Annotated in this window: 15 protein-coding genes and 1 tRNA gene; 10 read left to right on the top strand and 6 right to left on the bottom strand. The window is 60.9% G+C overall.

Features of this window, described 5'->3' with window-relative positions; translation table 11 throughout:
- Positions 1 to 69: 69 nt before the first annotated feature.
- A complete protein-coding gene (gene tgt / locus AC1PQG_RS14425) occupies positions 70 to 1,182 on the bottom strand; it encodes a tRNA guanosine(34) transglycosylase Tgt (RefSeq protein ID WP_481118533.1) in 1,113 nt (370 codons plus the stop codon).
- Complete coding sequence (gene queA / locus AC1PQG_RS14420) at positions 1,179 to 2,207, bottom strand: tRNA preQ1(34) S-adenosylmethionine ribosyltransferase-isomerase QueA (RefSeq protein WP_481118532.1); 1,029 nt, start codon at positions 2,205 to 2,207, stop codon at positions 1,179 to 1,181. Before queA ends, tgt begins: the two co-directional genes overlap by 4 nt.
- 46 nt (positions 2,208 to 2,253) lie before the next feature.
- Here queA and AC1PQG_RS14415 point away from each other — a divergent pair.
- From AC1PQG_RS14415 to AC1PQG_RS14405, 3 genes are all read left to right on the top strand, one after another.
- Positions 2,254 to 2,338 (top strand) — tRNA-Leu (locus AC1PQG_RS14415).
- A gap of 125 nt (positions 2,339 to 2,463) precedes the next feature.
- On the top strand, positions 2,464 to 2,889 hold the full coding sequence (locus AC1PQG_RS14410; RefSeq protein ID WP_481118531.1) for an FAD-dependent oxidoreductase: 426 nt from the start codon (positions 2,464 to 2,466) through the stop codon (positions 2,887 to 2,889).
- 156 nt (positions 2,890 to 3,045) lie between these two features.
- Positions 3,046 to 3,999, top strand: coding sequence for an alpha/beta hydrolase (locus AC1PQG_RS14405; RefSeq protein ID WP_481118530.1), 954 nt, complete (start codon positions 3,046 to 3,048; stop codon positions 3,997 to 3,999).
- A gap of 1 nt (position 4,000) precedes the next feature.
- Here the strand turns inward: AC1PQG_RS14405 and AC1PQG_RS14400 are convergent, their stop codons facing one another.
- Positions 4,001 to 4,411 (bottom strand): FHA domain-containing protein, encoded by a 411-nt coding sequence (locus tag AC1PQG_RS14400; protein ID WP_481118529.1) that lies wholly within the window; start codon positions 4,409 to 4,411, stop codon positions 4,001 to 4,003.
- Positions 4,408 to 4,893: an adenylate/guanylate cyclase domain-containing protein gene (locus AC1PQG_RS14395; protein WP_481118528.1), complete on the bottom strand. Its 486-nt coding sequence runs from the start codon at positions 4,891 to 4,893 to the stop codon at positions 4,408 to 4,410. Before AC1PQG_RS14395 ends, AC1PQG_RS14400 begins: the two co-directional genes overlap by 4 nt.
- A 256-nt stretch (positions 4,894 to 5,149) precedes the next feature.
- Between AC1PQG_RS14395 and AC1PQG_RS14390 the strand changes: the two genes are divergently transcribed.
- On the top strand, positions 5,150 to 6,412 hold the full coding sequence (locus AC1PQG_RS14390; RefSeq protein WP_481118527.1) for a nitronate monooxygenase: 1,263 nt from the start codon (positions 5,150 to 5,152) through the stop codon (positions 6,410 to 6,412).
- 73 nt (positions 6,413 to 6,485) lie between these two features.
- On the opposite strand, the gene AC1PQG_RS14385 is transcribed toward AC1PQG_RS14390, so the two are convergent.
- Both AC1PQG_RS14385 and AC1PQG_RS14380 read right to left on the bottom strand, forming a co-directional pair.
- Positions 6,486 to 7,481, bottom strand: coding sequence for an HpcH/HpaI aldolase/citrate lyase family protein (locus tag AC1PQG_RS14385; protein WP_481118526.1), 996 nt, complete (start codon positions 7,479 to 7,481; stop codon positions 6,486 to 6,488).
- A gap of 116 nt (positions 7,482 to 7,597) precedes the next feature.
- Positions 7,598 to 8,590, bottom strand: a complete 993-nt coding sequence (locus AC1PQG_RS14380) for a malate dehydrogenase (RefSeq protein ID WP_481118525.1) — start codon at positions 8,588 to 8,590, stop codon at positions 7,598 to 7,600.
- Between the two features lie 225 nt (positions 8,591 to 8,815).
- On the opposite strand from AC1PQG_RS14380, the gene AC1PQG_RS14375 reads away from it, so the two are divergent.
- The 6 genes from AC1PQG_RS14375 (at position 8,816) to AC1PQG_RS14350 (ending at position 13,154) form a co-directional block, all read left to right on the top strand.
- Entirely contained in the window at positions 8,816 to 9,544 is a 729-nt protein-coding gene (locus AC1PQG_RS14375) for a GntR family transcriptional regulator (protein ID WP_481118226.1), read from the top strand.
- A 119-nt stretch (positions 9,545 to 9,663) separates the two neighbouring features.
- Complete coding sequence (sdhC, locus tag AC1PQG_RS14370; protein WP_481118524.1) at positions 9,664 to 10,053, top strand: succinate dehydrogenase, cytochrome b556 subunit; 390 nt, start codon at positions 9,664 to 9,666, stop codon at positions 10,051 to 10,053.
- On the top strand, positions 10,047 to 10,394 hold the full coding sequence (gene sdhD / locus AC1PQG_RS14365; RefSeq protein WP_481118523.1) for a succinate dehydrogenase, hydrophobic membrane anchor protein: 348 nt from the start codon (positions 10,047 to 10,049) through the stop codon (positions 10,392 to 10,394). The genes sdhC and sdhD overlap by 7 nt, the downstream gene beginning before the upstream one ends.
- Entirely contained in the window at positions 10,395 to 12,188 is a 1,794-nt protein-coding gene (gene sdhA / locus AC1PQG_RS14360; protein ID WP_481118522.1) for a succinate dehydrogenase flavoprotein subunit, read from the top strand.
- A 19-nt stretch (positions 12,189 to 12,207) separates the two neighbouring features.
- Positions 12,208 to 12,921, top strand: a complete 714-nt coding sequence (locus AC1PQG_RS14355) for a succinate dehydrogenase iron-sulfur subunit (protein WP_481118521.1) — start codon at positions 12,208 to 12,210, stop codon at positions 12,919 to 12,921.
- Positions 12,918 to 13,154 (top strand): succinate dehydrogenase assembly factor 2, encoded by a 237-nt coding sequence (locus AC1PQG_RS14350; RefSeq protein WP_079436768.1) that lies wholly within the window; start codon positions 12,918 to 12,920, stop codon positions 13,152 to 13,154. The genes AC1PQG_RS14355 and AC1PQG_RS14350 overlap by 4 nt, the downstream gene beginning before the upstream one ends.
- Positions 13,155 to 13,157: the final 3 nt, after the last annotated feature.

Here is a 13,157-nt window from a genome sequence, read left to right as displayed (position 1 = left end):
ATGCTGGTAAAAGGCGCGATTATAGCGGCAAGGGCCGGGCGGGCGAAGCATCCCCGGCTTACAGGCCGCTTACTCTCCCTGGCCGGCCCGTTCCCGGTGGAAGCGGGCGACGTAATCGCTCAGCGTGCCGCTGGCAATAGCATCGCGCAGGTCACGCATCAGCTGCTGGTAGTAGTGCAGGTTGTGGATGGTGGCCAGCCGTGCGCCGAGGATCTCGTTGAGGCGATTGAGGTGATGCAGGTAGCCGCGGGAGAAGTTGCGGCAGGTATAGCAGTCGCAGGTTTCGTCCAGCGGCCGGGTGTCGGACTTGTGGCGGGCGTTGCGGATCTTGATGTCGCCATGACGGGTGAACAGCCAGCCGTTGCGCGCATTGCGGGTGGGCATCACGCAGTCGAACATGTCGATGCCGGCCTGCACCGAGAAGACGATGTCTTCCGGCGTGCCGACACCCATCAGGTAGCGCGGCTTGTGCTGAGGCAGACGCGGCGCGGTGTGGTGCAGGATGCGCTGCATGTCGTCCTTGGGCTCGCCGACCGACAGGCCCCCGATGGCATAGCCGTGGAAGCCGATTTCCTCAAGGCCGGCGAGGGATTCGTCACGCAGGTTTTCGTACATGCCACCCTGGACGATGCCGAACAGCGCGTTGTCGTTTTCGAGCCGGTTGAACTCGTCCTTGGAGCGCCGTGCCCAGCGCAGGGACATGCGCATGGAGTCGGCAGCCTCCGTCACCGTGGCCGGGTAGGGCGTGCATTCGTCGAAGATCATCACCACGTCGGAATTGAGCACCTTCTGGATGCGCATCGATTCCTCGGGGGTGAGGAACAGCTTGTCGCCATTCACCGGTGAGCTGAAGCGCACGCCTTCTTCGCTGATCTTGCGCAGGGCGCCGAGGGAGAAGACCTGGAAGCCGCCGGAGTCGGTGAGGATAGGGCCGTCCCAGGCCATGAACTGGTGCAGGCCGCCGAAGGCTTCCATCACCTCCAGGCCGGGGCGCAGCCACAGGTGGAAGGTGTTGCCGAGGCAGATCTGGGCGCCGATGTCGCGCAGATCCTGCGGCGAGATGCCCTTGACCGAGCCATAGGTGCCGACCGGCATGAAGGCCGGTGTGTCCACGGTGCCGTGGTTGAGGGTCAGGCGGCCGCGACGGGCGGCTCCGTCGGTGGCGAGAAGTTCGTATTTCATTGGGAATCCCGGGTCAGGAACATGGCGTCGCCGTAGCTGAAGAAGCGGTAGCGCTGCTCGATGGCGTGGGCGTAGGCGCGGCGGATGGTGTCCATGCCGGCAAGAGCGGACACGAGCATCAGCAGTGTGGATTTGGGCAGGTGGAAATTGGTGATGAGGGCATCTGCCACATTAAATTCGTAGCCGGGCAGGATGAAGAGGTCGCTTTCCGCCTCTCCCGCCTGCAGCGTGCGGCTGCGCGCGGCCGATTCGAGGGCGCGCATGCTGGTGGTGCCGACGCACACCACGCGCTTGCCGGCCGCTTTGGTGGCAGCGATGGCGTCCACCGTGGCCTGGGGTACGAAGTAGGCTTCGGTGTGCATCTGGTGTTCGGACAGGTCCTGGACACGCACCGGTTGGAATGTACCTGCGCCGACGTTGAGGGTGACGTAGGCGCTATTCACGCCCTGCTCGGCGAGGCGGGCGAGGAGAGGCTCGTCGAAGTGCAGGCCGGCGGTCGGCGCGGCGACCGAACCCGGGTTCCGTGCATAGACGGTCTGATAGCGGGATTCGTCGGCATTGCCAGCGCTGCGCTCGATGTACGGCGGCAGCGGCAGGCGGCCGTGGCGTTCGAGCAGTTCGACCAGGTCTTCGGTCGCGGGAAAGCGCAGATGGAAGAACTCGCCGGCGCGACCCAGTACTTCGACCTCCAGCGCACCTTCCAGGTGCAGGCGGGTGCCGGGCTTGGGCGACTTGCTGGCGCGTATCTGGGCGAGGGCTTCATGGGCGCCGAGAGGGCGCTCGATCATGACCTCCACCTGGCCGCCGGTATCTTTGGTGCCGAAAAGGCGGGCATGCAGCACGCGGGTGTCGTTGAAGACGAGCAGGTCACCGGGCGCCAGCAGGCTGGGCAGATCGGAGAAGCGCAGGTCGCCCAACGTGGTCGAAACCTGGAGCAGGCGACTGTCGGTGCGGCGTTCGAGAGGGGCTTGGGCAATCAGCTCCTGGGGGAGCAGGTAGTCGAAATCGTCGAGGGTTAAAGCCATGGGTTGATACGGGTAACAGTTTCGTAGATAATGCGCGGCTTCCCGTGCCGGGATGGCGGAATCGGTAGACGCAGCGGATTCAAAATCCGCCGCCGCAAGGTGTGGGGGTTCGAGTCCCCCTCCCGGCACCAGCAGTACTCTAGCAAGTCCCCCGCTTTTAGTCTATTTTGTTTGCCCAATCAACGGCTTATCGATCGATAGTCGAAGGTTTTCGGGCAGCGCCTCGTGCCCTTGATGCACACTTCGTGCTTGGTCGGTGGGCGCCAGTCGGCGATTTCTTCTTTTCATTGGTCTCATCTTTGCTTGCCTCCGGGCTCTGGGCTGGTTTGGCTCGTTGCGGCGTGGCCGTCGTTGCCTCACAAACTCGGAGAGCGGTGATGAAGGTTCTCGTTCTGGGCGACGAACGCTGGAATTCGTTGCGGACGATCTGTTCGGACAGGGCGGCGATCTTGCCGGGGCGGAATTCTGGACAGGGTTGCGACCAATGACGCCCGACGGTACTCCGGTGCTAGGTGCGATACCTCTGCCGAATCTTTATCTCAGCACCGGTCATGCCACGCTGGGGAGGACCACGACGGCTGGAATGGGGCGTGTGATGGCGAATGTGCTGTCCGGTCGCGAGCCGGAGATCGACATGTCGGCTCTTGGGCTTGAGCGCTATGACCGGCGTGAAGTCAGGTAGAATTCATCTCAAAGTGCAAGTCTTTGATTGGTTTGTCTTTGTTCTATCCGATGTGTGTCCGTGACGAAAGTTGCGGCTCGAATTTAACGAGTGAAGCGCTCGTAGCCCCTTGACGGGGTGGTTCAGCTTCGCCGCTTTTGCCCCATACAGACTCCCATGGCCCTCGATCCCCAAGCCAAAGCCTTGCTCGACATGGTTTACCGTGTCGGCGCGCCGCGCTTCCATGAACTGGATGTGCATCAGGCCCGTCATTCCTTTGAAAAGCTGCAGTTTGCGCTGAGGCCCGAGGCGCCGGCGGTGGCGTCTATCACCGATGTGCCCATCCCGCGCACCCACGTTCGTGATGGTGTGATCATGGCGCGCCTGTATCGCCCCCTTCATGCGAAGGCGGATGAGAGCCTTCCGTTGGTTTTCTATTTCCATGGCGGTGGCTGGTGCGTCGGCAATATTCCGAGTTACGACGTGCTGTGCCGAGAGCTGGCGAATTACAGCGAATGCGCCGTGCTTTCGGTGGATTACCGGTTGGCGCCGGAACACCCGTTCCCCGGTGCAGTGGAGGACGCCCATCGGGCTGTGGTCTGGGTATTGGCAAATGGCGGGATGCTCGGTATCGATCCAGCTCGTTTCGCGCTTGCGGGGGACAGTGCGGGCGGTACGCTGAGTGCTGTCACTGCGCTGCAGTTGCGTAATGAAGAAGGGCCGCGGGCGGCGCTGCAGCTGTTGATTTATCCGTGCACCGACATTCTCAGCCAGCGCCCTTCCCGTCGAGCCTACGCTAGCGGTTATTTCCTGGATACGGAGAGCCTGGCATGGTTCTTCGAGAAATACCTGCCATCCGATTCCGACTGGAACGATTGGCGTGCGTCACCGCTACTTGCATCGCGCTTTGATGACCTTCCTCCGGCAACCTTCATCGCGGCGGGTTGCGACCCTCTTACCGATGATGTGCGTGCTTACGCCGATGCCTTGCGCCAGGCTGGGGGCGTGGTGAGCTTCCACGAGTTCGAAGGTATGGTTCACGGCTTTTTCACGCTCGGGAAGTTCTTCCCGCAGGCCGGGGAGGCTGTCCGGCTGGCTGGTCGAGCTTTGGCGGGTGCGCTGCGCGCCTGATCTACATGCAGACGAAGCTGATCAACTGAGGGCTGCTGGCGCAACTGCGGCCCGGTGAGAAATGACCGCGGCCGCGTAGTACGACCTCTTCGCGGGATAGCTGAAACTCCCGTTCGCCTTCGATCAGCACGAAGGTGCCGTTGCTGCTTCGGTCGATCAGCACGAATTTGTCGCCGCGCAGTTCGATTTCTGCATGGCGCCGGGACGATTGGCTGTCACTGATCACGATGTCGGCGGCGGGGTCGCGGCCGATCCTGACGCTTGGACGCGCCGAATTCAGCACAACGGAGCTGTTGCCGAAGTACAGGTGAAGCTCGGGCTCGGTTTCCAGCAGAAAATGGTCGGATTGCACGATGGTCAGCTCGCCGACCGCTTCGCACATCAACTCACATAACTCAACCGGGCGGCTCACGCCGCGGATGACCCGGGGGGGAGGGGGTGCAGCACGGAGCGCCACTCGGGTCCCAGGCGACGGGCTGTCTCCGCCGAGATGATTGCCTTGCCGGGGGAAGCCAGTTCGGCGAGGCGGGCTGCAAAATTAACCGTATCCCCGAACACATCTGTCCCGCTGACCACGACTGCGCCAAACTGGAAGCCGATACGAACGGCAAGCCGCTGTTCCGGTAAGGAGGGGAGCTCCTTGATGCTCAGGTGGATGGCCAGTGTGGCGTCGGCGGCGCTGTCTGCGTCACGGAACACGGCCATCAGGCCGTCGCCGGTGTGTTTCACTACCCGGCCGCCCTTGGTCTCGACAGAAATGCGCATCGCGCGGATGCTACGGTCGACCACCTCGAATGCTGATTTGTCACCGACGCGCTGATATAGCTGTGTGCTGCCGACAAGGTCGGCAAACAGGACAGCGCATTCTTGGGCGGGCGGCGTCGGGTCCGGCATCTGGGTGTGACTGGCTTAGGAGGCGTGATTCTAGCGGAGTCCGTGACATTTTCCGCATGGGCAAGGTAACAAATTTGCCGCACTGCGGCGAGCCGTCTGTCGGTGAAAGGTGCTCGCAAGGCGAGTCTGAGTGACGGAGACACATTTTCCTTGATCTAAGTAGAGGCAAGGAGGCCGCGCAGTGGGATAATGATACGTTTAGCCGCGAACGGAACCGTCTCCTCGTGGCGCGTCATGTCTGTCTGGAAGGGGTTTCATGAAACGAGTTGATGATTTCCGTCTGCGCTTTGGCAAGCAGGAGCTGGTGCCTATCGTGATCGGCGGCATGGGGGTGGACATCTCCACCGCGGATCTGGCGCTGGAGGCTGCACGCCTGGGCGGAATCGGTCACATCTCGGATGCAATGATCAAGACGGTTGCCGATCGTCGTTTCAATACCAAGTATGTGAAGGACAAGCTCCGGCAGTACAAGTACAACGTGGCCAATTCAGACAAGTCGGTCGTCCAGTTCGATCTTGGGCAACTGGCCGAGGCCACGATGCTGCACGTCGGCAAGACCATGGAGGCGAAGCGTGGGCCTGGTCTGGTCTTCGTGAACTGTATGGAAAAGCTGACGATGAACGCGCCGAAGGAAACCCTACGCGTGCGTTTGACGGCGGCGCTGGATGCGGGCGCGGACGGCATCACCCTTGCTGCGGGCCTGCATCTTGGCTCCTTCGGTCTGATCGAGGATCATCCGCGCTTCCGGGATGCCAAGCTGGGCATCATCGTGTCGTCCCTTCGCGCCCTGCAGCTCTTCCTGCGCAAGAGCGCCCGTACGAACCGTCTGCCGGATTATGTCGTGGTGGAAGGGCCGCTGGCCGGCGGGCACCTGGGCTTCGGCATGGACTGGGCCAAGTATGACCTGGCTGTCATCGTGGCCGAGATCCGTGCATGGCTGATTCAGGAGAAGCTCGAGATTCCGTTGATTCCTGCGGGCGGTATTTTTACTGGCAGTGATGCTGCTGCCTTCCTCGAGAGCGGTGCGGGCGCAGTGCAGGTGGCAACGCGCTTCACTGTGACGAAAGAGTGTGGCTTGCCCGAGGATGTTCAGCAGCATTACTTCAAGGCCAGCGAAGAGGAGATCATCGTCAATCAGATTTCCCCTACCGGTTACCCGATGCGCATGCTTACCGGAAGCCCCGCGATTGGTTCGGGCATTCGCCCGAACTGTGAGGCCTATGGCTACTTGCTCGACAGCAGCGGCAATTGCTCGTACATCGATGCGTACAACAAGGAGGTGGCTCTGCATCCGGGGGTCAAGAAGGTCTCCGTGATGGACAAGACCTGTTTGTGCACCCATATGCGCAACTTCGATGTCTGGACTTGTGGACATTACACTTATCGCCTGAAGGATACGTCGTACAAAAAGGCCGACGGCAATTACGAGATCCTTTCGGCCGAACACGTCTTCCACGATTATCAGTACAGCACTGATAATTCGATCCTGTTGCCTGAAAAGATGCAGGGTGCGGAATAAGGAATAGGCCAGACTCGATTAGCCGCGGGTTTGGTGAGAATTAAAAATGGGGCGATTTTATCGCCCCATTTTTTTATTCCTGGAAGAAGCGGGCTGCTGCTTCTGCTGGAATTTCCATGCCGGTCGCGCGCGCGCGCTTCAGCAACTCCCAGTAATAGCGGTAGGAGGCCCGATCGTGCAATTTTCCGGCATGCTGGATCGGGCCCCAATGCTTGTCCTGGGCGGCGACGAGAATCTGGCATGCATCCTCGACCTCGGAGAAATTCGGGCGCATGGCTTCGACAATGGGCACGATCTGGTTGGGATGGATGCTCCACATTCTCAGGTAGCCAAATTCCTGGCGAGCCCGCTCGGCGTCGCGGCGGATGTAGTCGAGATCTTTCAGTTCTGTGGTGACGTTGTGGGCGGGGACAACGCCGTTGGCCAGGGCCGCGGCGGCGATGTCGCATTTGGCGCGTGCCACGAGGGGGTGGTCGAACTGGCCAGGGCTGCGCATCGCAGAGCCGGGGATTGCGCCGTGGTGGCCGCTGACGAAATCCATCAGGCCGAAGTCGAGGGATTCGACGCTTTCGAGTGCGGCAATCTCCCATGCGTCGCGAAGCGCGCCATGGGTCTCGATCAGCACATGGATCGGAATCTCCCGCTTGATGCCATGGCGGGCTTCCGCATCACGGATTGCGTCGATTTGCTTGGCGACATCGGCCACGCTGCGTGGCTTGGGTAGGGTTAGGAAAGCCAGGCGCAAACCGGCCTTGCCGACGAGAATATCCACGTCCGCCTCCCAGTGGGGGTGCGTGATGTCGTGGATGCGTGCGCCGACGCGGTTGAATCGATTCTCGTCGGACATCACGATGCCGGCGGCCATGGTCGCGTGCTCGGTCTCTGCGCCGGCATGGGCGCCGTCCTCGCAGTCACAGGTGATATCGAAGACAGGGCCGAGCTCCTGCTGCAGGTTCAATGCCTTGCGCATCAGCTTCTCGCTGCCGGCGTAATGATCGACTGCGGGCAGGATGGGGAAGGGGGTTTCGCCCTGAAACAGGACGAGGTCGGGATGGGGCAGGGCGGACATGACGGATGTGATTGTTTGATTTGATCGGCCGGAGGGTAGCAAAAAAAGCCGCATAAAAAAACGCGGGGACGTTTCCGTCCCCGCGTTGTCGTGAAGCTGAATTGCTGCGGCTTGAATTAGCCCAGCAGATCCTTCACGCCGTCACGCTCTTCAAGCAGTTCGTTGAGCGTGTTGTTCATGCGGTCGCGGGAGAATTCGTCGATTTCCAGGCCCTGAACGATCTTGTACTCGCCGTTCTCGGTGGTGACCGGGAAGCCGTAGATGATGCCTTCGGGGATGCCGTAGGAGCCGTCGGACGGGATGCCCATGGTGACCCATTCGCCGTTGGAGCCGAGCCACCAGTCGCGGATGTGGTCGATGGCCGCGTTGGCGGCGGAGGCGGCGGAGGAGAGGCCGCGGGCTTCGATGATTGCGGCGCCACGCTTGCCAACGGTCGGCAGGAACACGTCGCGGTTCCAGGCTTCGTCGTTGATCAGGTTCTTGACGTTGTCGCCATTGGCGGTCACCGCACGGTAGTCGGCGTACATCGTGGGGGAGTGGTTGCCCCAGACGACCAGGTTCTTCAGGCTGGAGACTTCACGGCCGGACTTGGTGGCCAGTTGGGACAGGGCGCGGTTGTGATCCAGGCGCAGCATGCCGGTGAAGTTCTTGGCCTGGACGCGGCCGTACTTGACGGCGATTTCCTTGGCAATGTAGGCGTTGGTGTTGCAGGGGTTGCCGACGACCAGCACCTTGACGTCCGGGTCGGCGTACTGGCCGATGGCGGCGCCTTGCACCGTGAAGATCTTGGCGTTCTCGGTCAGCAGGTCCTTGCGCTCCATGCCGGGGCCACGCGGGCGGGCGCCGACGAGCAGAGCAACTTGGGCGTCCTTGAAGGCGACATTCGGGTCGTCGGTGGCGATCACGCCGGCCAGCAGGGGGAATGCACAGTCTTCGAGCTCCATGATGACGCCCTTGACGGCCTTCTGGGCTTGCGGGAGGTCAAGCAGCTGGAGGATGACGGGCTGATCCTTGCCCAGCATTTCACCACTGGCGATGCGGAACAGGAGGCTGTAGCCGATCTGGCCGGCGGCGCCGGTAACTGCGACACGAACGGGGGCTTTTGCCATTTATGAAACTCCCTCTAGTAAGAAGTGATTCGACACCATGCTGCAGACTCGCGCGGCCTCCCACAGGTCGTCGCGGATGCGCAATCGAAGTTGTGATCAATGGGTGATCGCTCAACACGTGAATCGTAGGTGCATTTGTGAAGACTGTCAATTCATGTCTTATGTCTTATATAAGATAGAAGATGTGCCGTGGACTGTCTTCTAAAAGTGTGCTTCAATAACCCAATGCGACCCGAATCGCCCACCTTCAGCCCTCTGTATCGTCAGATCAAGAATCTGATGATCAACGCCCTCCAGTCCGCCGAATGGCGGCCGGGGCAGGCCATTCCCAGCGAGCAGGAACTTGCACTGCGATTTAATGTAAGTCAAGGGACTGTGCGAAAAGCCATCGACGAGATGGCCGCCGAGAACCTACTTGTCCGCAAGCAGGGCAAGGGCACGTACGTCGCATCGCACAACGATCCGCGCGCGTTGTTCAGGTTCTTGCGCCTCGTCCCCATGGATGGCGATCTATCTCATCCGCACAGCATTCCGCTCGATTGCTGGAAGGCAAAGGCCGGGAATGAGGCGGCACGAATGCTCGGGATCGAGCTCGGCGCGCCCGTCACCATTCTTCGACGCCTGCTGCGCTTTTCCGGAAAGCCGGTGGTGGTGGATGAAATCTATTTGCCTGGCGAGATCTTTCATGGGCTCACCATGGAGGTGCTTCAGGCCGCTCATGGATCGCTTTATGGTTTGTTTGAGGCGCGCTTTGGTGTGCGGATGATCCGCGCCGAAGAGCGGATCCGCGCCGTGGCGGCAGACCGGATGACCAGCGAGACGCTGGGTGTTGTTGAAGGCACGCCGTTGCTGTCCGTTGAGCGAGTGACTTACACGTATGGAGACCGTCCTGTCGAATGGCGGCGTGGGTTGTATTCGACGGCAGAACACTATTATCTGAACGAACTCAGTTAGGTTAATCAGGGTGAATTGATGGGCGCGCCCGGCCTGTCAATGCTGGGTAAGGGTATATACTTATAATTTTGTGTGGGAAAAGTGCGATTTTTGATCGCAATTGTTAGAGGGAAAAATCTATGACAGAGGTGACTTTGAAAAAACAGCGCCCGAAGCATCTGGCGTTGAACGAGATCAGGCTGCCCTTGCCTGGCAAGGTCTCGATCCTGCACCGGGTTAGCGGTGCCGGTCTATTCCTGATGCTGCCGGTTTTGCTGTCGCTTTTCGGGAGCAGCGTCGGTTCGCCCGAGTCCTTTGCTTCCTTCAAGGAAGTCGTGGACAACGTTTTCGTCAAACTCATTCTGTCTGGTTTGGTCTGGGCTTACCTGCATCATTTCTGTGCCGGTATCCGTTTCCTGCTGCTGGATGTGCATGTTGGCGTCGATAAGCAGTCCGCCGTGTCCAGCGCCCGCATCGTGCTGATCGTCAGTCTCATCCTCACTGTCATTCTGGTGTCCAAGCTATGGTAAAGCCCGTCATCGTCGGCGCCCATTACGGTTTCCGTGATTGGCTCGCCCAGCGCATCACCGCGGTGGTGATGGCTATTTACACGGTTGTTCTTGCCGTTGTCGTGCTGTCCTCCTTCGATGGCTCCTATGAGAGCTGGCGCGGCGTGTTCAGTGGCGGTTTCATGCGCTTCGCGACCTTCCTGTTCTTCATGTCCCTGTTCTTTCATGCCTGGATCGGCGTGCGGGACATCTTCATGGACTACATCAAGCCGACCGGCATTCGTCTGACCCTGCATTCGGTCGTTGCTCTTCTGCTCATCGGCTATGCCGGCTGGGCTGCTCAGATTCTCTGGAGGCTGTAAGTGAAAGTCGCAAAGCGTACCTTTGATGCGGTGATCGTCGGCGCTGGTGGCGCCGGTCTGCGGGCCGCCCTGCAGCTCTCCGAAGCCGGTCTCAAGACCGCCGTTCTGACCAAGGTCTTCCCGACTCGCTCCCACACCGTGGCAGCGCAGGGCGGTGTGGCCGCTTCCCTTGGCAATTCGACCGAGGACAACTGGCACTGGCACATGTACGACACCGTCAAAGGGTCGGACTGGCTGGGCGACCAGGATGCCATCGAGTTCATGGTCAAGAAGGCCAACGAAGTGGTCGTCGAGCTCGAACACTACGGCATGCCTTTCGACCGTACCGACAACGGCAAGATCTACCAGCGTCCGTTCGGCGGTCACTCGCAGAATTACGGCCAGACCCCGGTCTCCCGTTCCTGTGCGGCGGCTGACCGTACCGGCCACGCGATGCTGCACGCGCTGTACCAGCGTAACGTGCGCGCCAACACCCAGTTCTTCGTCGAATGGATGGCGATGGACCTGATCCGCAATGCGGATGGCGATGTGCTCGGCGTGACCGCCATGGAAATGGAAACCGGCGAAGTGTCGATCTTCCATGCCAAGGCCACCATTTTCGCGACCGGTGGTTCCGGCCGTATCTACTACAGCTCCACCAATGCCTTCATCAACACCGGCGACGGTGTCGGTATGGCGGCCCGCGCCGGCATCCCGCTGGAAGACATGGAGTTCTGGCAGTTCCACCCGACCGGCGTGGCCGGTGCCGGCGTGCTGATCACCGAAGGTGTGCGTGGTGAAGGCGGCATCCTGCGTAACGCCTCCGGCGAGCGCTTCATGGAGCGCTATGCGCCGAACCTGAAGGATCTGGCCTCCCGTGACGTGGTGTCTCGCTCGATGGTCACCGAGATCAACGAAGGCCGTGGCTGCGGTTCCGAAAAGGACCACGTGCTGCTCGACATCACCCACCTGTCGCCCGAAACGATCAACAAGCGTCTGCCCGGCATCCGCGAGATCTCGATCCAGTTCGCCGGTGTGGATCCGATCAAGGCCCCGATTCCGGTCGTGCCGACCTGCCACTACCAGATGGGTGGCATTCCGACCAACTATAAGGGCCAGGTCGTGGTGCCGAAGGATGGCAACCCGAACGTTCCGGTTGCAGGCTTCTACGCCGCTGGCGAATGTGCCTGCGCGTCAGTGCACGGCGCCAACCGCCTGGGCACCAACTCGCTGCTCGACCTGCTGGTGTTCGGCAAGGCTGCCGGTGAAACCGTGGTGTCGGACTTCCAGTCCGGCCAACTGACCCTCAAGCCGCTGCCCGAAAATGCAGCCGACGTGTCGCTGGCACGGATCGCCCGTCTGGAAACCCAGACCAACGGCGAAGAGGTCCATGAAGTTCGCCTCGCCATGCAGCGCACGATGCAGAAGCACGCCGGCGTGTTCCGTTTCGCCGACATGCTGAAGGAAGGCGTCACCAAGATCCTCGAGGTCGCCGAGCGTGCCAAGCACACCCAGATCAAGGACAAGTCCAAGGTCTGGAACACCGCCCGTACCGAAGCCCTGGAACTCGACAACCTCATCGAAGTCGCCAAGGCCACGATGGTTTCCGCCGAAGCCCGGAAGGAATCCCGCGGCGCCCACGTCCGTGACGACGCGATCGATTGCGCCGAGACCCCGAACGGTCGCGACGACAAGAACTGGCTCAAGCACACGCTGTGGTACAGCGAAGGCAACCGCCTTGATTACAAGCCGGTCACCCTTCAGCCGATGTCGGCCGACGTCGAGCCGATCGCCCTTGCCAAGCGTACCTACTGAGCGTTCCGGAGAATAGAACATGAGCAGCAAGCGAACCGTACAGTTCAAGATTTACCGCTACGATCCGGACAAGGACGCCGCGCCGTACATGCAGGACATTTCCGTCGAGCTCGAAGAGTCCGACAAGAAGCTGCTGGACGCATTGGTGCGCCTGAAGGCCAAGGACGATTCCCTGTCCTTCCGCCGCTCCTGCCGCGAAGGTGTGTGTGGCTCCGACGCCATGAACATCAATGGCAAGAACGGCCTGGCCTGCCTGACCAGCATGGACGACATCGCCCAGCCGATCACGCTGCGCCCCTTGCCGGGTCTGCCGGTCATCCGCGACGTGATCGTCAACATGACCCAGTTCTTCAAGCAATACCACTCGATCAAGCCGTACCTGATCAACAACGAGCCCGCTCCCGAGCGTGAGCGCCTGCAGTCGCCGGAAGACCGTGATGAACTCAACGGTCTGTACGAGTGCATCCTGTGCGCCTGCTGCTCCACGAGCTGCCCGTCCTTCTGGTGGAACCCGGACAAGTTCGTCGGTCCCGCTGGTCTGCTCGCGGCTTACCGCTTCCTGGCGGATACCCGCGACCAGGCAACCAGCGAGCGTCTGGACAACCTGGAAGATCCGTACCGTCTGTTCCGTTGCCACTCCATCATGAACTGCGTCGATGTGTGCCCGAAGCACCTGAACCCGACGAAGGCGATCGGCAAGATCAAAGACATGATGGTTCGTCGCGCGGTATGACGCTCAATCGGGGGCGCGTGCGCTGGCAGTGCCGTCGGGCTCTCCTTGAGCTCGATCTGGTGTTCACGCGCTTCCTCGAAAGGCACTTCGATCGTCTCACCGACGATCAGCTGGCCGATCTTGATGATCTCTTGCTCGTCGAAGACCATGACCTGTGGGCCATGGTCAACGGCAGCAAGCCGGTCACCAAGGAGCGCTGGCAGGAAATGGTGGACCTGCTCCGGGCTCGATAGCCC

The sequence above is a fragment of the Zoogloea sp. GDB6 genome (assembly GCF_056724105.1).
The sequence above is the reverse complement of the archived record's forward strand: the minus strand, read 5'-3'. Positions and strand labels throughout refer to the sequence as shown.

Coding starts and splice junctions, on each gene's coding strand:
- tgt (WP_481118533.1), bottom strand. CDS start 1,182: ATGAAATACGAACTTCTCGCCACCGACGGAGCCGCCCGTCGCGGCCGC.
- queA (WP_481118532.1), bottom strand. CDS start 2,207: ATGGCTTTAACCCTCGACGATTTCGACTACCTGCTCCCCCAGGAGCTG.
- AC1PQG_RS14405 (WP_481118530.1), top strand. CDS start 3,046: ATGGCCCTCGATCCCCAAGCCAAAGCCTTGCTCGACATGGTTTACCGT.
- AC1PQG_RS14395 (WP_481118528.1), bottom strand. CDS start 4,893: ATGCCGGACCCGACGCCGCCCGCCCAAGAATGCGCTGTCCTGTTTGCC.
- AC1PQG_RS14390 (WP_481118527.1), top strand. CDS start 5,150: ATGAAACGAGTTGATGATTTCCGTCTGCGCTTTGGCAAGCAGGAGCTG.
- AC1PQG_RS14385 (WP_481118526.1), bottom strand. CDS start 7,481: ATGTCCGCCCTGCCCCATCCCGACCTCGTCCTGTTTCAGGGCGAAACC.
- AC1PQG_RS14380 (WP_481118525.1), bottom strand. CDS start 8,590: ATGGCAAAAGCCCCCGTTCGTGTCGCAGTTACCGGCGCCGCCGGCCAG.
- AC1PQG_RS14375 (WP_481118226.1), top strand. CDS start 8,816: ATGCGACCCGAATCGCCCACCTTCAGCCCTCTGTATCGTCAGATCAAG.
- sdhC (WP_481118524.1), top strand. CDS start 9,664: ATGACAGAGGTGACTTTGAAAAAACAGCGCCCGAAGCATCTGGCGTTG.
- sdhD (WP_481118523.1), top strand. CDS start 10,047: ATGGTAAAGCCCGTCATCGTCGGCGCCCATTACGGTTTCCGTGATTGG.
- AC1PQG_RS14355 (WP_481118521.1), top strand. CDS start 12,208: ATGAGCAGCAAGCGAACCGTACAGTTCAAGATTTACCGCTACGATCCG.
- AC1PQG_RS14350 (WP_079436768.1), top strand. CDS start 12,918: ATGACGCTCAATCGGGGGCGCGTGCGCTGGCAGTGCCGTCGGGCTCTC.